General features: G+C 28.2%; 23 protein-coding genes. 2 read left to right on the top strand and 21 right to left on the bottom strand.

Annotated elements, in window-relative coordinates; genetic code table 11:
* Positions 1-128 precede the first annotated feature (128 nt).
* From alr to der, 16 genes are read right to left on the bottom strand one after another with little or no spacing between them, the layout of a single operon-like run.
* On the bottom strand, positions 129-1,283 hold the full coding sequence (gene alr, locus J2S72_RS00630) for an alanine racemase (RefSeq protein WP_023056331.1): 1,155 nt from the start codon (positions 1,281-1,283) through the stop codon (positions 129-131).
* A gap of 1 nt (position 1,284) precedes the next feature.
* Positions 1,285-2,457: a signal recognition particle-docking protein FtsY gene (ftsY, locus tag J2S72_RS00625; protein WP_023056370.1), complete on the bottom strand. Its 1,173-nt coding sequence runs from the start codon at positions 2,455-2,457 to the stop codon at positions 1,285-1,287.
* Between the two features lie 3 nt (positions 2,458-2,460).
* Positions 2,461-6,006 carry a chromosome segregation protein SMC gene (gene smc, locus J2S72_RS00620; RefSeq protein WP_023056396.1) on the bottom strand — a complete coding sequence of 1,182 codons (3,546 nt, stop codon included), beginning with the start codon at positions 6,004-6,006 and terminating at the stop codon, positions 2,461-2,463.
* Between the two features lies 1 nt (position 6,007).
* Positions 6,008-7,039 carry an elongator complex protein 3 gene (locus tag J2S72_RS00615; RefSeq protein ID WP_023056373.1) on the bottom strand — a complete coding sequence of 344 codons (1,032 nt, stop codon included), beginning with the start codon at positions 7,037-7,039 and terminating at the stop codon, positions 6,008-6,010.
* On the bottom strand, positions 7,032-7,709 hold the full coding sequence (gene rnc, locus J2S72_RS00610; protein ID WP_023056430.1) for a ribonuclease III: 678 nt from the start codon (positions 7,707-7,709) through the stop codon (positions 7,032-7,034). The genes J2S72_RS00615 and rnc overlap by 8 nt, the downstream gene beginning before the upstream one ends.
* Positions 7,710-7,940 (bottom strand): acyl carrier protein, encoded by a 231-nt coding sequence (locus tag J2S72_RS00605; protein WP_023056367.1) that lies wholly within the window; start codon positions 7,938-7,940, stop codon positions 7,710-7,712.
* 9 nt (positions 7,941-7,949) lie between these two features.
* On the bottom strand, positions 7,950-8,918 hold the full coding sequence (plsX, locus tag J2S72_RS00600; protein ID WP_307494824.1) for a phosphate acyltransferase PlsX: 969 nt from the start codon (positions 8,916-8,918) through the stop codon (positions 7,950-7,952).
* Between the two features lie 53 nt (positions 8,919-8,971).
* Complete coding sequence (locus J2S72_RS00595) at positions 8,972-9,871, bottom strand: RluA family pseudouridine synthase (RefSeq protein ID WP_023056309.1); 900 nt, start codon at positions 9,869-9,871, stop codon at positions 8,972-8,974.
* Positions 9,868-10,347 (bottom strand): signal peptidase II, encoded by a 480-nt coding sequence (gene lspA / locus J2S72_RS00590; protein WP_023056421.1) that lies wholly within the window; start codon positions 10,345-10,347, stop codon positions 9,868-9,870. Before lspA ends, J2S72_RS00595 begins: the two co-directional genes overlap by 4 nt.
* Before the next feature lie 8 nt (positions 10,348-10,355).
* Positions 10,356-11,117 (bottom strand): YlmH family RNA-binding protein, encoded by a 762-nt coding sequence (locus J2S72_RS00585; protein ID WP_023056417.1) that lies wholly within the window; start codon positions 11,115-11,117, stop codon positions 10,356-10,358.
* Positions 11,111-11,548, bottom strand: a complete 438-nt coding sequence (locus J2S72_RS00580; protein ID WP_023056312.1) for a cell division protein SepF — start codon at positions 11,546-11,548, stop codon at positions 11,111-11,113. Before J2S72_RS00580 ends, J2S72_RS00585 begins: the two co-directional genes overlap by 7 nt.
* Positions 11,549-11,556: 8 nt before the next feature.
* Positions 11,557-12,249 carry a YggS family pyridoxal phosphate-dependent enzyme gene (locus J2S72_RS00575; RefSeq protein WP_023056361.1) on the bottom strand — a complete coding sequence of 231 codons (693 nt, stop codon included), beginning with the start codon at positions 12,247-12,249 and terminating at the stop codon, positions 11,557-11,559.
* A gap of 10 nt (positions 12,250-12,259) precedes the next feature.
* Positions 12,260-13,519, bottom strand: a complete 1,260-nt coding sequence (locus J2S72_RS00570) for a biotin/lipoyl attachment domain-containing protein (protein WP_307494823.1) — start codon at positions 13,517-13,519, stop codon at positions 12,260-12,262.
* Between the two features lie 43 nt (positions 13,520-13,562).
* Complete coding sequence (locus J2S72_RS00565; RefSeq protein ID WP_023056311.1) at positions 13,563-14,570, bottom strand: NAD(P)H-dependent glycerol-3-phosphate dehydrogenase; 1,008 nt, start codon at positions 14,568-14,570, stop codon at positions 13,563-13,565.
* Entirely contained in the window at positions 14,560-15,150 is a 591-nt protein-coding gene (gene plsY / locus J2S72_RS00560; protein WP_023056314.1) for a glycerol-3-phosphate 1-O-acyltransferase PlsY, read from the bottom strand. Before plsY ends, J2S72_RS00565 begins: the two co-directional genes overlap by 11 nt.
* Positions 15,147-16,466 carry a ribosome biogenesis GTPase Der gene (gene der, locus J2S72_RS00555; protein ID WP_023056334.1) on the bottom strand — a complete coding sequence of 440 codons (1,320 nt, stop codon included), beginning with the start codon at positions 16,464-16,466 and terminating at the stop codon, positions 15,147-15,149. Before der ends, plsY begins: the two co-directional genes overlap by 4 nt.
* Positions 16,467-16,573: 107 nt before the next feature.
* Here der and J2S72_RS00550 point away from each other — a divergent pair, with 107 nt between their 5' ends.
* The gene (locus J2S72_RS00550; RefSeq protein ID WP_023056320.1) at positions 16,574-17,344 is read left to right on the top strand and encodes a threonine/serine exporter family protein; all 771 of its coding nucleotides are present in this window, start codon (positions 16,574-16,576) and stop codon (positions 17,342-17,344) included.
* A gap of 3 nt (positions 17,345-17,347) precedes the next feature.
* Entirely contained in the window at positions 17,348-17,830 is a 483-nt protein-coding gene (locus J2S72_RS00545; protein ID WP_307494822.1) for a threonine/serine exporter family protein, read from the top strand.
* Between the two features lie 14 nt (positions 17,831-17,844).
* On the opposite strand, the gene ftsH is transcribed toward J2S72_RS00545, so the two are convergent.
* From ftsH to J2S72_RS00520, 5 genes are read right to left on the bottom strand one after another with little or no spacing between them, the layout of a single operon-like run.
* Entirely contained in the window at positions 17,845-19,773 is a 1,929-nt protein-coding gene (ftsH, locus tag J2S72_RS00540; protein ID WP_023056385.1) for an ATP-dependent zinc metalloprotease FtsH, read from the bottom strand.
* A 10-nt stretch (positions 19,774-19,783) separates the two neighbouring features.
* Positions 19,784-20,317: a hypoxanthine phosphoribosyltransferase gene (gene hpt / locus J2S72_RS00535; protein ID WP_023056406.1), complete on the bottom strand. Its 534-nt coding sequence runs from the start codon at positions 20,315-20,317 to the stop codon at positions 19,784-19,786.
* Positions 20,314-21,618: a tRNA lysidine(34) synthetase TilS gene (gene tilS, locus J2S72_RS00530; RefSeq protein WP_023056335.1), complete on the bottom strand. Its 1,305-nt coding sequence runs from the start codon at positions 21,616-21,618 to the stop codon at positions 20,314-20,316. Before tilS ends, hpt begins: the two co-directional genes overlap by 4 nt.
* 33 nt (positions 21,619-21,651) lie before the next feature.
* Positions 21,652-22,041 carry a S1 RNA-binding domain-containing protein gene (locus J2S72_RS00525; RefSeq protein ID WP_023056323.1) on the bottom strand — a complete coding sequence of 130 codons (390 nt, stop codon included), beginning with the start codon at positions 22,039-22,041 and terminating at the stop codon, positions 21,652-21,654.
* Complete coding sequence (locus J2S72_RS00520; protein ID WP_023056327.1) at positions 22,022-22,336, bottom strand: FtsB family cell division protein; 315 nt, start codon at positions 22,334-22,336, stop codon at positions 22,022-22,024. Before J2S72_RS00520 ends, J2S72_RS00525 begins: the two co-directional genes overlap by 20 nt.
* Positions 22,337-22,352: the final 16 nt, after the last annotated feature.

Here is a 22,352-nt window from a genome sequence, read left to right as displayed (position 1 = left end):
TTTTTACTTGACCTTAGTTATTATATGGTTATTTGCATAGTTTGTCAACTTTTTTTAAAAATTTTTATAAAAAAATCTATAGTTTTTATAAAATCATAAAAAACTATAGATTTTAAAATTTTTACTTTTTATAAAAGATATAATTCGTCATAAACTTCATCAATTTTTCCATTTTTAATGTAAACTCTTGGGAGTCTATTACTAAAATGGCATGAATATGAAGTTGCAATTTCTCCTGCTTTTTCAGCTATTTCTTCAATAGTAATCTCTTCATTATCCTGTTTTCCCAACAAAACAACTTGATCATCAACTTTACAAGAAGCATCTGTTACATCAATCATCATTTGATCCATACAAATTCTACCTATTTGTTTGCACCTTTTGCCATTTATTAAAACTTCAATCTTTCCAGAAAGATTTCTAATAAATCCATCCGCATATCCAACTGGTATTGTTGCAACTTTAGTTTTTCTTTTAGCTTCAAAGGTTAATCCATAACTTACTTTTTCTCCTGGATTAATTGTTTTTAGGTTTGCAATTTTTGATTTAATGCTTCCTAAATATTTTAAATCAAAACCATTAGGATGAGGTAAAAATTCGCAAGATCCATATAATATAATTCCAGGTCTTACTGCATCAAGATCAAACTCTCTATAATTTATTATACCGTGAGAATTATTTATATGTTTAAGAGGAATTTCCAATTTATGTTCTTTACATAAATTTACCATTTCAATAAATTTTTTATATTGTAACCTTGTATAGTTATCGTCAGAATCTGACGCTGCAAAATGTGAAAAAGCTCCAACTATATTTAAATTTTTAAGTTGTTGAATTTCTTCTATACATAACTCTAAATCTTCTTTTATAAAGCCTATTCTGTTCATGCCGGTTTCAAAAGCCAAATTTATATCTGCTGATTTTCCCAAATTTTTAGCAACTTCATTTAAATTTTTTGCATCAAGAATATTAAAAATAGTTAGCTCAATTTTATTCTCAATAGCTCTTTTATATAAATCTTTATGGTTGTAGCCTAAAATCATTATTCGAACTTCTTTATTATTTCTTCTTATTTCCAAGGCTTCACTCATTGTTGCTACTGCAAAATAATCTATTCCCTCTTCTATTAAAGTTTGAGAAATTTTTTGAATTCCAAATCCATAAGCATTTGCTTTTACAACTGCAATTATTTTTGAATTTTTATCAACATGATTTTTTATTATATTTAAATTATGTTTTAAATTATCTAAATTTACTTCTAAGTATACAGGTCTTGTTATCATTTTATTCAAATATCGCCTCTACAAATGAATCTACATCAAATTTTTGTAAATCATCTATCCCTTCTCCCACACCAATTAATTTTATTGGTATATCAAGTTCGGATTGAAGAGCTATTACAACTCCGCCCTTTGCAGTTCCGTCTAATTTAGTTAAAATTATTCCACTTATATCTGTTGCTTCCTTAAAGGTTTTTGCTTGATTCATTGCATTTTGTCCCGTTGTAGCATCTAAAACCAAAAGAGTTTCTCTTGTTGCTTCAGGATACTCTCTGTCTATTATTTTAGAAATTTTTTCAAGCTCTTTCATTAAATTAGACTTGTTGTGTAGTCTGCCGGCAGTATCACAAATTAATACATCTATATTTCTTGACTTGGCAGCTTTTATCGCATCGAATATTACAGCTGCAGGATCACTCCCTTCGCTTTGTGCAATAACATCTACATTTGCTCTGTTGCCCCACTCTTTCAATTGTTCAATAGCAGCTGCCCTAAAAGTATCTCCAGCAGCAATTAAAACACTTTTACCTTCATTTCTAAATTTTGCACAAAGTTTACCTATGCTTGTAGTTTTTCCTACTCCATTAACTCCAACTACTAAAATAACTGATTTTTCAGAAATATTTAAGTTAGAAGATTTTTCAGTAATCATTATTTTTTTTGTTTCAGCTTTTAATAAATCTTTTATTAAGCTTGGATCATTAATTTTTTCATTTATTATTGTGTCTCTCAAGTTGTCAATTATTTTCATAGTTGTATTCATTCCAATATCAGCTGATATTAAAATATCTTCCAAATCTTCTAAAAGATCATCATCAATTTTTACATAGGCTCCAAGAATTGTGTTTATTTTAACTCCCATTTCTTTACGAGTTTTTAATAAACCACTTTTTAATCTTTTAAAAAGTGACGGCTTTTCTTCTTCTATAATTTCATCTTTTTTAGAACCATAAGAATTTTCTTCTATTTCTTCATCTGAAGTAGTTTCTTTTTCCAACTGAGTGTCAAAATCTTGAATTACCGTTTTTTCTTTTTCTTCATCAGAAATTTTTTCCATATGATCATTTTCTAAATCTATATTTTCATCTGATATTTCTTCAAGGTTTTCTTCGATTAAGTCTTCAGAATTTTCTTTTTCATTATCTTTAGAAAACTTATCCTTTATCCATTTAAACATAAATTACCCCTTTAATGCTGTACTTATAATTTTACTAACTCCCAACTCTTCCATTGTTACACCATATAGGATATCACAAATTTGCATTGATATTTTTCTGTGCGTAATTAAAATAAATTGTATGTCATCTAATGTCATTAAATATTCGCAATATCTTTTAATGTTTGAATCATCTAAGGCTGCATCAATTTCATCTAAAATACAAAATGGTGCAGGTCTTACTTTTAAAAGAGCAAATAATAAGGCGACTGCCGTTAATGCTCTTTCTCCACCTGATAAAAGAGATAAACTTTGAAATCTCTTTCCTGGAGGTTGAGCTTTTATTTCTATTCCTGAATTTAAAGAATCCTCTTCATCTTCAATTATGAGCTCAGCATGTCCACCTTTAAACAATATTTTGAAAATATCATCAAAATTTTTTGTTATAAGTGTAAAAGAATTTTTAAAAATTTTACTCATAGATTCTTCCAACTGACTTATTATTTTTTTAAGCTCTTTTTTAGAATCTAATAAGTCATCTCTTTGTTTAATATTAAATTCAAGTCTTTTTGATACATCTTCATATTCTTCTATGGCAGAAAGATTTACGTTTCCAAGATCTTTTATTTTTATCTTTAAATCCTTAATGTCTTCTCTTGCCTTTTGAACAGAATCTATTTGAACTTCTCCAAAGTCTTTAATGTCTACTTCATAATTTTCCTTAACTCTTAGACATATATCTTCATATTCATTTTTTGCCCTTTCAATATCATTGTTAATTCCAATTAATTTTTTTTCATTTTCAAAAATATTTTCTTTAACAATATCATTTGAATTTTTAAGATCATTAAGTTGAATTTCTAAAGCTTTTAAATCCTCTTTTGCCTTTTGTAATTCCTTTACATCACAATTAGTTTTCTTGCTACTTGATGCAAGTTCTAAGTTTAAATCCTTTATTTTATTTTCGTTTTCACAAATACTTTCATTATAAGTAAATATATTTTCATTTAAACTATTTAACTTTAATTCTCCAGACTTTATTAAATCTTCAAAATTAATTATTTTTTCTTTATTAATTTTAATATTTAAATTTATCTCATTCACTTCAATTGAAAGATTTGCTTTTAAATCCTTTATTTTATTAATTTCACTATTGTGAGAATCCTGAGAGCTTCTATAATCTTTTAAATCCTCATTTATTTCATTTAGTTCTTTATTTTTAACTTCTCTTACTTTTTTTAAACTTTCGATTTTATCTTTATCATTTTTTATAGAGTCTATAAGTTCATTAAATTCTTGCTCATATCTCTCACAATTGTATTTTGTATTTTCATAAATATTTTTTAAATTTAAAATTGTATTTTCATATTTTTGGTTATTGTTTGAAATCTCTTGCAAATCCTCTTCAGCTTTTGAAATTTTAAGGCTCAATTTACTTGCTGAATCTGAAAGATCTTTAATATTAATTTCTCCTTCTTTAATCTCATTTATTAAATTTTCAATTTTTAAATTTATTCGTTTAAGCTCATTTGTTCTAAATAAAAGAGAAGAATTATTTTTTGAACTTCCGCCTGTAATAGATCCTCCAATATTTAAACTTTCTCCATTTAGGGTAACAACCCTATAAGATTTATTTACCTCATTTGAAAAATTTAAGGCAGATTTGTAATCTTTTGCTATTACTATTTTACCTAATAGAAATTTAAAGATTTCTTGTAAATCTTTTTTTGTTGTTATCAACTGATCTGCAAAGCCCAATATTCCACTGTTTTTAAAAGGACTTAAATCAAAATTATTACTATAAGATTTTATTCTGTCTATAGGCATAAAAGTTACCCTACCTAAAGATTCTTCATTTAAAAGATCTATCATATTTTTTACAGATTTTTCATCTTTTACTATGATATTTTGAATGTTTCCACCTAAGGCCACGCTTATGGCAATCTCATATTCCTTTTTTAAGCTTAAATTTTCTCCTACAGGTCCAATTAAAGAATTTGAAAATAAATTCCTCTTTTTTGTAAAATTCATAAATTGTTTTACTGATTTAGAATACCCGTCAAAATTTTCAATGATATTAATAAGAGTTTTTTTCTTTAAAATATCTGATTCATACTCATTTTTTAGCTCATTAGATTTTTTAGAAATTGCATCTAAGTTTAAATTTATATTGTTAAAATTACCTTCATTTTTATTTTTTTCTTCTTCTAACTTTTTAAATAAAGACTTGTTTGAAGATAACTTTTCCTTATAATCATCTAAAGAATTAAGAATTTCTTTTATATTAGTTTCAAGTTTATCAATATTTCCATTTAAGCCGTCAATCCTTAAGTTTTTTTCATCAATTAACATTCCTAAATTATCAATATCTCTTGTTATTGATGTTATTTCTGTAAGTAAATTTATTCTATTTTCTTCTAAAGATTTTTCAGATTCATTACTAATAGAATATTTTTTTTCTAAATCATTTATGTTTTTATCTATGTCTTGGATTCTATTGTTTAACTCTTTAAATTTTATAATTTCTTTATCAATAATTTCTTTTGAAAGATTTATAGATTGTTCATATTTGGAGTTTTCACTTTTTATTTCATCTATGTTGTTATTTGCACTTAAAATTGAATTGTTTAATGCCCTATTTCTTTCTTTAAGAAGTTTTATATTTCCTGTTAAAGATTCAACTTGTCTTGTATTTTCAAGATTTGTAGAATTTTTTTCTTCAATAATTTCATTTATTGTTTGAATTTGGTTTTTAAATTCATTTTCTTTAACTAGGCTTTTTCCCAAACTTTCTCTAAAAGATTTAGTTTGCTTTTCATAATTTTTAATGTCATTTTTTTTGCCCTCAAGATAATTTAAAAGTCTTTTTAAATCTCTTTTTGATATGTTAAGATCGAGTATCTTTAACTTTTCAAAATAATAATTATATAACTTTGCTTTTTCAGATTCGATTTTTAAATTTTCTTCTTGGCTAGCAATTTCTGAAATTATATCACTCAATCTTATGATATTATCTTCTGTTCTTTTTAACTTATTTTCAGCCTCAAGTTTTTTTGATTTATATTTACTTATTCCTGAAGCCTCTTCAAAAATTGCACGTCTATCTTGAGGTTTTGTGCTAAGTATAGATTCAATTTTCCCTTGACCAATTAAAGAATATCCATCTTTACCTATTCCGGTATCCATAAATAATTCCTTTATGTCTTTAAGACGTACTTTACTAGAGTTAATTAAATATTCACTTTCAAGGGATCTGTACATCTTCCTTGTTACTGAAACCTCATTAAAATCAATGTTAAGAGCCCTATCCTCATTATTAAATACTATTGTTACCTCAGCAAATCCCAAGGGTTTTCTCTTGTTAGTGCCAGAAAAAATAACATCTTCCATTTTTCTTCCACGTAAAGTCTTTACGCTTGTTTCTCCAAGAACCCACATTATTGCATCTGAGATATTACTCTTACCACTTCCATTAGGACCTACAACTCCGGTAATTTTTTTATTAAATTCTATTTTTGTTTTATCTGCAAAGGACTTGAACCCTTGTATATATAATGATTTTAAATACATCTTACCAATCCAATAAATTTATTTTTTCCAAACTGTCTCTATCAAAAAAAATTATATCATTTGATTTGTTATCTACAAATTTTAAGCTTTTAAGTTTTAGATCTTTATATAGTTTTTTAGAACCTGATTTGTTTTGTCCCGCTATAGTTGAAATATTTTTATTGTTTGAAAAAATTTCTAAATTTCTTATTTTTTTATTTTCTAGGGTTTTTAAAATTTTATCAATTATTATTTTATTTTCAACTAACTGTCTAAAAGCTGGATGAAAAGGACCTGCAACAATAGACCCATTATAATTAATTTCTTCAGTAGGCTGAAGACCTATTCTAATTACATTAATATTGTTTCTATTATAAATTTTTAAAAGTTTAGCTGACAAATCGACGGCCTCTTCCAATGTAAGCGGTTTATATTTTCCACTTTTATATAATTTTTCAAGATAAGTATCTTCTACCACAAGAGTTGGATAAATTCTAACAATATTAGGCCCAATTTCTACAAATTTTTTTGCAGTTTCAATAGCTCTTTCTTCCGTATCTCTTGGTAAGCCTATCATTTGTTGCAAGCCTAATTCGAATCCAAAATCTTTAATAAGTTTTGAAGAATCATATACACATTGGACATTATGTCCTCTTCCTGAAGATATTAAGACCTCTTCATTTAAACTTTGAACTCCAAGCTCAATAGTCTTTACACCGTATTTTTTTAAATTATTTAAAATTTTTTCGTTAATAGAATCTGGTCTTGTTGAAAGCCTTATAGATTTAACTGAGCCATTTTCTATATATTCATAAGCTACTTTTAAAAGGGTATTTTGCAAACTATAATCTATAGCAGTAAAACTTCCTCCATAAAAAGCTATTTGAATATCATTTTTGTTTTTAAAATAAGAAAGATATTCCTGTATAGTTTTTCTTTCATTTTCTACAGAAATATCCTTTAATCCAGCTATTTTATTTTGATTGCAAAAAACACAATCATGAGGACAACCTAAGTGAGGAACAAAAATAGGGATTATATTTTTATTAGACATAAATTTCACCCTTCGATAAGGCATCTTTTGCAGCCATTTGCTCAGACTTCTTTATAGAGTTTCCTTTACCTGTTCCAAAATACTTTCCATCTATTACTACAGATGAGGTAAAAGTTCTATTATTAATAGGTCCCTCTGTTTTATCAAGGTTATAGTGAATATCAAGCTTTAAAAGTTGGCATATTTCTTGTAGCCTTGATTTGTAATCCATAGAAAATTCTTTTTCGTGAGCTAATTTTAAGATATCTGAAAAAATATTAAGTATGACATCTTTTACTTGTTCAAAATTTGAATCTAAATATATAGCGCCTATTAAAGCTTCAAAAGCATCTGCTAATATAGAATCTTTTTCATAACCATTGCTTTTAATTTCACCTTTTCCCAGTAAAATATGCTCTCCTAAATTTATATCTTTAGCTATTTCAGCAAGAGAACTTTCATTTACAACTTTAGCCCTCATTTGAGATAAATCGCCTTCAGCAACATTGTAAGCCTTAAAAAAATATTCCCCTATTACCATGTCAAGAACAGCATCTCCTAAAAATTCAAGTCTTTCATTATTTTTAATTTTTTCGCTTAAATGCTCATTGGTGTATGAGCTGTGAGTTAGAGCTGTCTTTAATAAGTTTTCATTTTTAAATTTATAATCTAAATTCCAATTTATATCCAATTATTTTTCTTCCAGTTCGCTGGCGTATTCAATTATATCGCCTATAGTATTGATATTTTTTAAATCTTCATCATTTACTTCAATACCAAACTCGTCTTCAAGGCTCATTACAAGTTCAACAAGATCTATCGAGTCAGCATTTAAATCATTTCTTAAATCAATATCATCAGTTAATTCATCAGTATTAAGTCCAAATTGTTCAGCTATTAGTTCTAAAATCCTATCTTTCATCTTATCCTCCTAAAAACAATTTTTCATATTTTCTATTATTTTTCCATTAAATGAATCAAGAGCATTTTTTGCAGCATTTTTTATAGCCATTGCATTGCTACTTCCATGAGCTTTTACTACAATTTTATTTAAACCCAAAAGTGTAGCTCCACCTATTTCTTTATAATCGAGGCGTTTCTTTATTTGTTCATAATTTTTTGCAAATTCAACTTGTCCTTCTTTAGACATATTTTTTATAACCTTTTCTTTAAGCAAATAATTATAAAAACCTGCAATACCTTCAGTAGTTTTTAATAAAACATTTCCTACAAATCCATCACAAATTAATACATCACAAACATCAAAGGCTATATCTCTTGCTTCAACATTTCCTACAAAATTAAGTTTAGTATTTGCTAAAAGTTTAAAAGTTTCTTTTGTAAGTTCATTCCCCTTTCCAGCTTCTGTTCCAACATTAAGTAAACCAATCCTGGGGTTTTCTATAGAGAAAGCTGTTTTAACATATTCATTTCCCATTTTAGCAAATTGCAAAAGAAGTTCCGGATCAGTATCCATATTTGCACCTGAATCAATAACACATACACTTCCCTTTATTGTAGGTATAGGCGTAGGTATTACAGCTCTTTTTATATTTGGAATTCTTTTTACTATAAAAAGTCCTCCTGCTAAAAGAGCTCCTGTAGAACCTGCACTTACAAAAGCATCATATTTATCCATAGCCAAAGCTTTAAGACCTAAAACTATAGATGAATTTTTTTTATTTTTTATGGCAAAAGCTGGTTGTTCATCATTTTCAATTTTTTCATCGGCGTGTATTACTTCAGCCTCAGCATTTTCTTCAAGTAAAATTTTATTAATTTCTTCTTTATTACCTATAATGGCAATTTCAATTCCAAGTTCATTTTTTGCAAGGATTGCTCCTTTAACAATTTCTTGAGGAGAATTATCTCCACCAAGACCATCAAAAAGTATCTTCATAAGACCTCCTATTTATAATAAATATTATAGTAATAGTTTCTAAAAATCAATATTTAGAAAGATTTAAACCTATTCAAAAAATTTTCAAATCTTTCAGGAAAATCATCAATTATCTTTATCTTTTGATTTGTAAAAGGATGCTTAAAGGTTAAAGAATAGGAATGCAACATTTGCTTGTCAATTTTAAATTTATTTTTGTTTCCATAAATTAAATCTCCAAGAATTGGATGCCCTATATATCTCATATGAACTCTTATTTGATGAGTCCTTCCAGTTTCCAATTTAATATCAACAAGGGTGTAATTGTCAAAAATTTTTATAGGCTTTAATAAAGTTCTTGCTTCTTTTGAATTAATGTTTGTTACTGTAAATTTTATCCTGTTTCTTTGATCTCTGCCAATAGGTTCATCAATATAGATTTCAGACTCTATTTTGCCCTCTACAATGGCTAAATATTTTTTCTCGACCAATGAGTCCTTAAATTGATTTACGAGGCTCTCATAAGCTCTCTGAGTCTTAGCGACCATCATTAATCCTGATGTGTCCTTATCAAGTCTATGAACTATGCCCGGTCTTTCTTCATCTCCAACATTCACTATTTGAGGATACCTATAAATAAGAGCATTCACTAAAGTATTATTTGAATTTCCAGCACCTGGATGAACTACCATATTTTGATCTTTACTTATTACCAAGAGATCTTCATCTTCATACTTAATATTTAAAGGAATGTCTTCACCTTTTAATGTATTATTTTCATCCTCAATGTTTACATAAATAAAATCATTTTCTTTTAATAAGTAGCCAGCTTTTTCTTTTTTACCATTCACAAGTATATTTCCATTTTTTATATAATTTTTTATTTGTGACCTTGTATATTCAATTTTATCTGATAAAAAAATATCCAGTCTATTGCCAACATCAAAAGACCGGATATTTAATTCTTTTTTCATTTATTTTCATCAACCTTTTTTAACGGTGGATTTTCATGAAATATAAGCATTAGCATAAGTAAAAATGTACCTATTACTATGAAACAGTCTGCAAAATTAAAAACTGCAAAATCCCTTCCAAAGATTTTAAAACTTATAAAATCCACTACATAATTAAGTCTTATTCTATCTATAAAATTTCCAACAGCTCCACCAATTATCAAAGCAATTGAAGTTTTTAAAACTATGGAACTTTTTCTATAATTTTTTATTAAAAATATTATTAAAAATCCTAAAACCAAAATTGTTATTATTGAAAATAAAATCATGTTCCCTTGGAAAATTCCAAAGGCAGCTCCTCTATTTTCAAGATAAAAAAAGTTCAAAAAATTTTCTATTATAACTAAAGGTGGAGTATCTTTTAAAAAACTTACCACAAAAAATTTAGAAATTTGATCTATAAATATTAAAAGTAGTGTCAAAAAAAATATCGGCATTTTTCCTCCTATTGTGGAATTTTTATGTTGACAAGCAAATTGCCTTTTTTAGTTTCTTTTAATATTTGATTAAGATATGCCCTGCCATATCGCCTAACAGATATTAAGTCTCCTTCATTTAAAAAAAATGAACTTTTGTCAACAAGTTGAAAATTAACTTTTACCATATTTTTTTCAACTAATTCTTTAGCAAGATTTCTCCTTATTTTAAAAACTTGACTTATAAAATTATCCAACCTTTTAGAAGATAATATAATATTAAAATCTGTAAATTGCTTATCAATTTTTAAAACGTCATCAATTAGAGAAACTCTTACACTAATATTGGCAACTTTTTGTAAATTATAAACTAAATAATTTGCAATCTCTTTTGCAGCTATTACATATGAATAATCATTGTAAACATAAATATCTCCAAGTTTATTTCTTGAAAAGCCTTGGGATAAAATAGCACCTAAGATATCTTTATGTTTTAAATTACCCTTGTAATCAATACGAATTTTGTATGTCAAATTTCCTTCATATTCTAAATAGTCAGGAAAAATTATTAAAATCGATCTTTCTGCATCAAAACAACCTCCATCAATTTTATAAGATAGAGGATATTTTTTTATAAATGAAATTGCTATTTGTCTCTCATATGGATCTAAAAAATCAGTACTTACAGGTTCATGACTTTTTAAACATATTTGTATTTTATCAACGACTCTTTTTAACTTATTTTTAATTTCTAAGTCTTTGATAAAATCAAGAGATATTTCTTCTACCAAGGAAACATTCCTTGATTTTTAAGTTCTTCTTTAACTCCATCAACTTCCACTTTTTCCGGAGCTATGATGAATATGTCCTTATTAACTTTTTGCATTTTTCCATTAAGTGCATAAACAGCACCGCTTACAAAATCAAAAATTCTTCCCTTAACATCATTGTCAAGTTGTTCAAAGTTAAGAACAACAGCTTTATTGTTAATAAGATCGTCTGCAACTTTTGCAGATTCATCATAGGAAAGAGGTTCTTGAACGGTAATAATAAGATCTGCTCCGCCAAGAGATGCTCTCGATCTTTGTCTTTGGGGTTTTTGAACTTGTTGTGAGTCCTCACTTGTTACAGGTTGAACATCTTCGTTTTCATACTCATCTTCATATTCATAATCATCACTAAAGCCTATAGCTTTTTTAAACTTATCAAAAAAATCAGCCATATTTCCTCCTAAATATTATAATTTCTAGCTCCAAATATTTTTGAACCAACCCTAACCATATTTGCTCCTTCTTCAATGGCAATTTCATAATCATTGCTCATGCCCATGGACAAATATTTCATTTCAAGACCTTCATAGCCTTTACTTTTAATTTTTTCTTTAATGTTAAACATATTTTTAAAACATGTCCTTAATAATTTTTCATCATCAGTATCAGGTGCTATTGCCATTAAACCCATAATTTTAATATGATTAAATTCCAAAAGACTTTCAACAAATTTTTCTGTATCTCTAAGCTCAATGCCCCCTTTTGTGGATTCGTCTCCTATATTAATTTGGATAAGACAATTAACTTTAATGTCATCCTGGCTTGCACGTTTTTCTATTTCCTTTGCAAGACTTAATCTATCTAATGAATGAATTAATTTAACTTTATTATAGATAAATTTTACCTTATTACTTTGAAGATTTCCAATCATATGATAATTTACCTTATCTTTTAAAACTTCTATCTTCTTAGTAAGCTCCTGAACTTTGTTTTCACCAATATCTTTTACTCCAAGTTCTATTGCTTTTTCTATTATATCAATTCCATGAGTTTTTGTAACTGCAATAAGTTTAACTTTTTCTCCTGTAACAGATCTTTTTTCTGCAAGTTCAATATTATTTAAAACTTCTTCAAGATTTTTTTTAATATCCATTTTTATCCCCTTAATTTAATATTTGAAAATCATCTACACTGCCAGGATACACAACAATGGCATCATTTATATTTATAGTTTTTTCTAATTTATCATCTACTTCAATTTTTGATTCTCTATTTCCTCTTGAAACAAATGTATCTTCTCCCAATACAGATAAAATTTCCACAGGAAGAAACCTTACAAGGCCATGTATTTCTTCAACATAAACACCCTTTAATTTTCCTCTTGTAACTATTGACTTGGATGGTATTTTATAAGATTTTTCCTTATTTACATCAATCTTTGCATCGTGAATTCTTTTATCGTAAATTTTTTCCAAATATTCTGTAGAATCTATTATATAAACACTTCCTTTGGTTTTTTCTGTATTTATATCTTCTACAAATCCAGAAATTATTGTTCCATCTAAATCTACATTAATGGTGTCTCCGATTTTTATAGATTCAAGACCCTTATTTGAACTTACAGCAAGACAGATCTTATATCTGAAATTATTTATAAGCTTAAATAAAATTTCATCTTTTTTCACTTGATTTTTTGTTTCAAAACTTTTAGTTCTTACATTTTTCATCAAGTAATCATAGGTAAATTTTGAAGTGTCATCATTATATTTGTATTTTTCTTCCAAACCGTCTATTTGATAAGAAACAAGGGCAGATTCTTTTGATGTATATTGAATATTACTTTTAGATATTTGTTCAAGTAAAGTTTGTTTTTGGTTTTCCAAATCTTCCAAGGGTATATTTCTATACTTTGAAAGTTCAGAAATGTTTACATGATGCTTGTTGTTTAAATCTAAATTATTAATTTCTAAAATAGCTCCTGAGTAATGTCTATTTTTAATATTATCTTGAATTCTTCCAATAGCATTTATATCTTCATTGCTTAAATTTTTTGAAGTATCTTGTGGCGAGTCTGATTTTCTATCTTGAATTGCAGCATTTAGTTTAATAAGCTCATCTTTTAATTGTGATACATCATCCATTAAATTTATGCTTACAACTTCGTAGCCTGCCGGAATTTTTTGACCCTCACTGGCATTATAAACAGCTATTCCGTTTCCACTAGCTTTAAATACTTCTTCATCAAAAATTATATAGGCTTTTGCCTCTATATCTTGTTTATACACTGTCATTATAGGAAAAACAGTTGTATGTTTTGTATATGCCCTTCCTCTTAGAGATCTATAAACGAAAAATAAAACCAAAAATACGGAAATAAATAAAATAATTTTTGAAGATAGATTTCTTTTTTTTCTTTTTTTCAATTTTTCTCCTAAACTATGTCAATTATAACATACAAAAAAATTTCTATTCAAAAAAAATTTGTTCAATTTCTGCTTTTTTCTCCCTCGCCATTAAAGTTTTAACAGCTTCTTCAGGATTCATTCCTTCATATAAAACTTTATATAACTTTCTGACAATAGGCATATCTACCTTGTGAATAAGACTTAATTCATAAGCGGACTTAGTTGTTTTTATACCTTCTACAACTTGTCCAATTTCTTTTGAAGCTTCGTCTTTAGATTTTCCCTTGCCTATTAAAATACCTGCACGCCTATTTCTTGAATGCATTGATGTACAAGTTACAATTAAATCACCTATTCCCGATAAGCCTGTAAAAGTGTGCGGGTTTGCTCCTAAAACAATGCCCAGTTTACTCATTTCATATATTCCTCTTGTCATAAGGGCCGCCTTAGTATTATCTCCATAACCTAATCCGTCACTCATACCTGCTCCTAAAGCAATAATATTTTTTAAAGCTCCTCCAATTTCAACTCCTATTAAGTCATTATTTGTATAAACTCTGAATTTATCATTAGAAAATATATCTTGAACTTTTTTAGCAGCTTCATGGGAAATTGAAGCACATACCACAGCTGTTGGTATGTCTTTTCCTACTTCTTCTGCATGAGAAGGGCCGGATAAAACTACAAAATCATTTTTAGGTAAAATTTCTTTTGAAACTTCCGATATTCTTCTTTGAGATTTAGGTTCAAAGCCCTTTGCTAAGTTTACTATAACTGCATTGTCATTAATATATTTTTTTAAATCATCTAAAACGGAAACAATGGCTGAACTTGGAGTTGCAAGTACAATGTAATCACAATCTTTAACAATTTCAATTTTATTTGTAAATTTAGCTTTATTTAATATTACTCCTGGTAAATATTTTTTATTTTCTTTCGTTTTTATTAAATTATTTAAAACTGCTTCATCTCTTAAATACATACTAGTATCGAAACCCTTGTTAGATAAAAGATATGTAATTGCAGTTCCCCAGCTTCCGCCTCCAATAACAGAAATCTTATTTTTCATTTTTTCCTCCAAGTTTTAATTCCTTTCCCTCTATAAGCCTTTTTATATTACTTTTATGCCTTACTATACCAAGTAGGCAAACTATTGCAATTATTATCTTTTCATAAATAGAATAAGAACCAAATCCTATATAAGAAACTAATAGAGCAGATAAAAATAAAATTGAACTTAAACTCATAATCTTTGTAGAAAGCAAGGTAATTAGCATAATCATGCCAGGTATAAAAGTAAGTTTTATATTTATAAATATAAAGGAACCAAGGCTTGTTGCAACCCCTTTTCCTCCCTTAAATTTCATATAAAAGGGAAAGTCATGGCCTAATATACAAAATAAAACTCCTAAAAATAAATATTCAGGAAAAAATTTTTTCAACAATAATACAACCAATATGCCTTTTAGCATATCAATTATAAAAGTTAAGCTTCCAATTTTTTTACCGAAAACCCTCATTGCATTTGTTGTACCGGCATTTCCACTACCATAATTTCTTACATCTTTGTGTAAAAATAATTTTCCCAGTATAAAAGAACCAGATATTGAACCTATAAGATAAGAAAGGACTAAAACAAGAAATATCATCCATTTTCTCCTCTATTTTTAAGCTCAATAATTATTGGAACGCCATCAAAGGAATAAGCTTCTCTAATTTGGTTTTCAATATACCTAAGATAAGAAAAATGAAATAACTCTCTATCATTTATACTAAGCAAAAATTTAGGAGGTCTTACTCCAACTTGAGCTCCATAATATAATTTTCCCCTTTTACCTTTATCAGATGGTGGTTGATTCATTAAAACAGCTCTATTTAAAATATCATTTAAAACTCCAGTTTTAATTCTGTGATTATAATTATTGTTAACTAAAAGTATCATGTCCAATAGATTATTTACTCTTTGACCTGTTAAGGCGGAAATAAATAATATTGGTGCATAATTAATAAAAGGAAGTCTTTCTCTTATGGCTTTTTCAAAGGTCTTTACACTTTTGTTATCTTTTTCAATTGCATCCCACTTGTTTACTGCAATTATTATAGCTTTATTATTGTCATGGGCATATCCCACAATTTTTGCATCTTGTTCAGATACACCTTCAGTGGCGTCAATTAATAAAACACAAACGCTGGAACGTTCAATTGCCGTTAAAGTTCTTATAACTGAATATCTTTCAACAGATTCTGAAATTTTTTTCTTCTTTCTTAATCCTGCCGTATCCACAAGTATTAATTCATTGTCTTTATATTTGAAATGAGAGTCTATAGAATCCCTTGTAGTTCCAGGTATATTAGTTACAAGGACTCTTTCTTCTCCTAATATATGATTTACAAGAGAAGATTTCCCCACATTGGGTTTACCTATAAGAGTTACCCTTATTGAGTCATCATCTTCTTCACTTAAATCTAATTTAAAATCTTTTACAACTTCATCTAACAGATCTCCAACTCCACTTCCTTGCTCTGCAGAAATTGTAATTGGACTTCCAAGACCAAGTTCAAAAAAGTCATAATAGTTATTTTTAGCTACTTTTGAATCAAATTTATTGACAGCCAATATAATATTTTTTTTAGATCTTCTGAGATAGGACGCTATCTCCAAATCATTTGATGAGACTCCTTCAACACCGTCTAATAAAAATATTATTACATCTGACATATCAAGAGCTATATCCGCTTGTTCCTTAATTCCTGACATAAAAATATCTTCATCTTTCAGATCCAATCCTCCGGTATCAACAAGAAGAAATTTTCTTCCCTGCCAAGATGCATCGCTATATATTCTATCCCTTGTTACTCCTGGTGTATCCTCTGTAATAGAAATTTTTCTTCCTACAATTTTATTAAAAAGTGTTGATTTGCCAACATTAGGTTTTCCAATAATTGAAACAATAGGTTTTTCCATAATTACCTCCTATTCTTTGAAATATTATATCATTCCTTAAATTTTGATTCAATTCATTCATTGATGTGATAAAATGACTAATGTATAATTAATTTGGTGGTAAAAATATGGAAATCTTAAGAAATGAAAGAGATGTTAGACAGCTTATGAATATGGCAGTTTTGGCAGGTCAAATTTTAGTTAAAAACGGAGCTGAAATTTACAGGGCTGAAGATACTGTTGAAAGATTATGCAGGTCTTGTGACGAAATAGTTCGCTGTGACAGTTACTGCTTTCCTACAGGGATTTTCCTATCTATTGAATATAGAGGAGAAAGTTATAATATTTTTAAAAAAGTATCTCCTTCAAGTTATAACTTGGATAAAATAAGCAGAGTTAATGATTTTTCAAGAAAATTTGTAAATAAAAATCTTGAAATTGCAGACGGCATTAAGCTTTTAAATGAAATTGATGAATTAAAGCCTCCGGAAAGTTGGATTTATGGATGCTCCGCAGCTTTTGCATGTGGATTTTTTGCTCTTCTTTTTGGTGGAGCTTTTAAAGATTTTATCGCTGCATTTATATCCGGTTTATGTGTAGGTTATATTTTAAGTCATGTAGCTAAATATAAACTAACCTTTTTTATTGAAAATTTTATAGGTGCTTTTCTAAGTGCTTTAATTTGTGTACTTTTAAACAAAATGGGTCTTAATAACAATATAGACTATTCCATAATAGGTGCGATAATGATTTTAGTACCAGGATTTCCAATTACCAATGCTGCCCGTGATATAATGAGCAACGATTTTATGTCAGGTATTATAGGTATAACAAAAGCATTTTTTCAAGCTTTTGCCATTGCCACTGGAGTAGGACTTATTATTAAATTTGTTAGGTGATTTATGAATTATTTTTTTGAATTTTTTGTTTCAACTTGTTCAGTATTTGCATTTGCATATTATTTTAATGCTCCAAGAAATACTATTTTTCAAACAGGTATTATCGCTGGAATATCATGGGTAATTTATAGATATGTTTATTCAATTACTGACAGTTACCTTGCTGCAGGTTTCTTTTCTTCATTTTTTATAGGCATGAGTGGAGAAATTTTTTCTATAAAATTGAAAATTCCTGCAACAGTAACAATTTTACCTGCTCTTTTGCCTCTTGTGCCCGGTGCAGGCATGTATTATTCTATGTACTATTTTACACTGAAAGATTATGACAACTTAAATAAATATGCAACTCAAACAACTTATCTTGTTGTTTCTCTTGCTATAGGAATTGTTGCTTCTACTGTTGTAGCAAGACTTATTAAATTATTTATTCATTCTAAAAAAGAAAAATTAAAAGCCAAAAAAATAAAGCTCAACAAAAATAGTTGAGCTTTTTTAAATAATTAATCATTATTTTTTTCTATTATTTTTTTTGCTTCTTCTGAAAGATCGGTGCTTTTTATTAAATCTTCATTATTTTTACCGTCTTCTAAAGAATCTTCTTGTTTGCCTGTAAAAATTCTTTCAAATTCATTTTTGTCAATTGTTTCTTTTTCTAATAAAACATCTGAAACTTTAATTAAAATTTCAATATTTTCACTTAAAAGTTTTTTTGCCTTTCCGTAAGCATTATTTATAAGCCTTCCGATTTCTTCATCTATTTCAGAAGCAGTTTTTTCAGAATAATTTTTACTCCTTGCTAAATCTCTTCCTACAAATATTTCATCTTCATCGCTGCCATAAGTTATTGTACCTATTCTTTCACTCATTCCGTATCTTGTTACCATATCCCTTGCCAGTTGAGTTGCTCTTTCAATGTCGTTGGAAGCTCCTGTAGATATGTCATCAAGGACAAGAGATTCTGCAACACGACCACCCAATAGAGAGACTAAATTATCTTCCATTTCAGATTTTGTCATGAAGTTTACATCATCTTCAGGAATATAGGCGGTAAAGCCTCCTGCCATTCCTCTTGGAATAATAGTAATCATGTGGACAGGATCATGGTTTGGCAAAAGTCTTGCTACAACTGCGTGACCTGATTCATGAACTGCAGTTAGTTTTCTTTCTTTATCGGAAATTACTCTTGATTTTTTAGCTGGCCCTGCTTGAACCTTAATTGTTGCTTCTTCAATATCTTCCATGCAAATTTTATCTTCATTTCTTCTTGCTGCAAGAAGTGCAGCTTCATTCATAAGATTTTCAAGATCAGCAGGAGTAAAGCCTGGAGTTGTCTTTGCTATAGTTTTTAAATTTACATCTGTAGCAAGTTTTTTATTTTTTGAATGAACCTTTAAAACATCTTCTCTTCCTTTTATGTCAGGTTTTCCAACATAAACAGTCCTGTCAAATCTTCCCGGTCTTAAAAGTGCTTGGTCGAGAATATCTGCCCTATTAGTAGCAGCCATGACTATTACGCCTTCATTTTTACCGAATCCATCCATTTCAACAAGAAGTTGGTTTAGGGTCTGTTCTCTCTCATCATGGCCTCCGCCAAGACCTGCTCCTCTTTTTCTACCAACCGCATCAATTTCATCAATAAATATTATACAAGGTGAATTTTTCTTTGCAGTTTCAAACAAATCTCTTACACGACTTGCTCCTACACCTACAAACATCTCTACAAAATCAGAACCGCTCATTAAAAAGAAAGGTACTCTTGCTTCTCCGGCAACTGCACGAGATAAATAAGTCTTTCCCGTTCCAGGAGGGCCTACAAGTAATACTCCCTTTGGTATTCTTGCTCCCATATCAACAAACTTTTTTGGGTTTTTTAAGAAATCTACTATTTCTAAGAGTTCTTCTTTTTCTTCAACAAGGCCTGCTACATCCTTAAAACTTACAGGATTACCATCTTCAGGTTTAAAAACTCTTGCCTTGCTCTTGCCAAAGCTTCCCATTTTAGAGCCACCTTGAGCTTGTTGAATAAATGTAAACCATATAAAAATAAATAGTCCTATGGTAATAATTGACGGTAAAAGTTCAACAAATATGGGAGTAACTTTAGGTGCTGAAAAGCTGACAGCTATTCCCTTGTTTTTAATTGTGTCTGATAAATCATTTAAGTATAACTCACCGCTATTGTCGTAACCCGGTATATAAACTTTATAAGTCTGCCCATCTTCTTTTGTTACCAGGGCTGTTCTTTCATCTTGATCTATTGTTATTTCTTTAATGTTTTTATTTGTACTGTTTTTATTAATATCTTCTACAAAATTTGTAAAACTTTTATTTTCAATGGTTCCTGATGGCGGATTGAAAAATCTTATAGCAAATATTAAGACTACTATTAAAGCTAAATAAAATGATGCTCCTCCAAAACGTTTTTTCAAATAATCACCTCTAACTATAAATTTCCTTTTTTAATGTGCCTATATATGGTAAATTTCTTCCGATTTCATTATAATCCAAGCCATAACCTATCACAAACAAATCCTCAATATCATAGCCTATATATTTAACATAAACATCAATTTTTCTTCTTTTAGGCTTGTTCAATAAAGTTGCAATGGTAACTGAATTAGCCAGTCTGTTTTCAAAAAGATTTTTAATGTAGTTAAGAGTTGTTCCTGTATCTATAATGTCTTCAACAATAAGAACATCTTTACCCTCAATGGAATTATCCAAATCTTTTAAAATTTTTACCTGTCCTGAAGTGTTCACCCCTTCATAACTTGTAACATCCATATAATCAACAGTTAAAGGAAGATCTATTCTCTTTATTAAATCTGACATAAAGGAAACTGCACCCTTTAAAATTCCAACAACTAAAAGATCCTTGTCTTTATAATCTTTTGTTATTTGAGCACCAAGTTCTCTTACTTTTTTGTCTATATCTTCTTCAGAATACAAAATTTCATCTAAAAATTCTTTCATTTTTCCTCCCACTTTATCCAAAGCTTATTTTTAGTATCTTCTTTTATTTTATTGTTTTCGCTCATTCTATACGGAACAACCCAAACAATATCTTTCTCATCTCTTATAATTGGAATTTCATTCCTTAAAAAGGGTGATATTTTTATGTCATTAAAGAAATCTTTTAATTTTTTACTTCCCTTTAAACCTATTGGATTAAATCTATCTCCACTTTCCCTTTTAGTGACCTTTAAATTTCCATTTATACTTTCATAATCAATAACTATTACATGTTCTCCATTTAACTTATCTTTTGATAATTCAAATTTACCGAAATCCGTAAAATTTTCTCCTAAATTTAATGAGCTTTCATTTCTATCAATTGTTTTACCTTGAGCAAAAATTTTATCATCATGCTTATATAAATTTATTCCTGGAAGATTTATAGACTTTCCATTTTCAGATTTCATTAAGTTTATAAAGGCTTCAATGTGGTTCCTGTCAATTGAGTTTAAATTATTTTTATTTCTTAAAATAAAAGTTCTTATAACTTCATTTAGAAGACCCTGGTCTAAATCTATTACTTTTTCAACTTCTAAATAATTTTTATTTGTATATGCTTTAGTTTCTTTAGAAATAAAATCATATATTTCTGTGGAGTTAAGTCTAAGTCTGTTTAAAGATTCTTTAAAAGAAGTGTTAAAATTTTTTTCAACAAAGGGTATTAATTCATTTCTTAACATATTTCTTGAATAGTCATTTATTAAATTTGTTTCATCAAGCATCCATGGAATGCCAAGTTTTTTAAGCTCTTCCTCTATAGTTTGTCTTTTAGTATCTAAAAGAGGCCTTATAATATTATCTCTTTTATAAGGTATTCCCCTTAAGCCGCTTATACCCGTTCCCCTTATAATTCTAAATAAAATAGTTTCCATATTATCATCAAAATTATGGGCAAGGGCTATTTTTGCCTTTGAAGTTGCTATTTTATTAAAAAAATCATACCTTAATTTTCTTCCAGCTTCTTCTTTAGATAACTTTTCTTTTAAAGCATATTCATTCATATTAGTGCTCAGTAAATTAAATTCAACATCATATTTATCACAAAGAGATTTTACATATAATTCATCTCTTTTTGCACTTTCTCTGATTCCGTGATTTATATGGGCGCATTTTAAATTTAAATTATATTTTTCTTTTAAACTTAAAAGTCCAAAAAATAAGTAAACTGAATCTGCTCCACCGGAAACTCCCATTAAAATAGTGTCATTTTTTTCTATTAAATTGTTTGTTTTTATAGTTTCATTAAATTTTTCAAACATAATGCAAAAAGTGATAGATTTTGTCTATCACTATTATTTTCTTGATTTGGATCTACCATATTTAGAGTTTTCTCTTGAACGCATTTGTTCATACTTGGTGTTTGATTCTTTCATAAATTTTGAAAGTTTTTCTTCAAAAGATAAATCCTTATATTTTTTTTCTGGCTCTGGTTCTTGAGGCTTTACTACTTTAGGTTTAAGTTTTTTTATAGATAAAGCTATTTTTCCTTCTTGGTTATCTATAACAACAGCCTTGACTTTGTCGCCTTTTTTTAAAAATTTATCTATATCCTTTACATATTCATCAGAAACTTCAGAAATATGCACCAATCCACTTTGTCCTTGTCCAATATCAACAAATGCTCCGAATTTCATAACAGATGAAACTGTACCTTCAACTATACTACCTATCTCTAACCCCAATTGGATCCTCCATATTGTTTTCTTTTTCTTTATCTACATAGATAACTTCTCTGGGCTTTACCATTCCATACTCTTCTCTGGCCACTTTTTCAATAAATTCAAGCGAATCTGAATTTTCTATTTCTTCTTTAATCTTTGATATGTCATCTTTTAAAGTTTTAATTTTTTTATCATTTTCTGACATTTGCTGTTTAATTCTATTCCTAGTAATTAAAGAATTAGATACAGAATAAGTTCCGTATAAAATTACAAGAACCAATATTAACATTAAAAGCGGCGGAAATTTTCTTTTCATATAAATCCCTTCCTAC

This window comes from Peptoniphilus koenoeneniae, from assembly GCF_030812875.1.
GTDB classification, from domain to species: domain Bacteria; phylum Bacillota; class Clostridia; order Tissierellales; family Peptoniphilaceae; genus Peptoniphilus_B; species Peptoniphilus_B koenoeneniae.
This window is presented reverse-complemented; position numbering and strand designations above follow the sequence as displayed.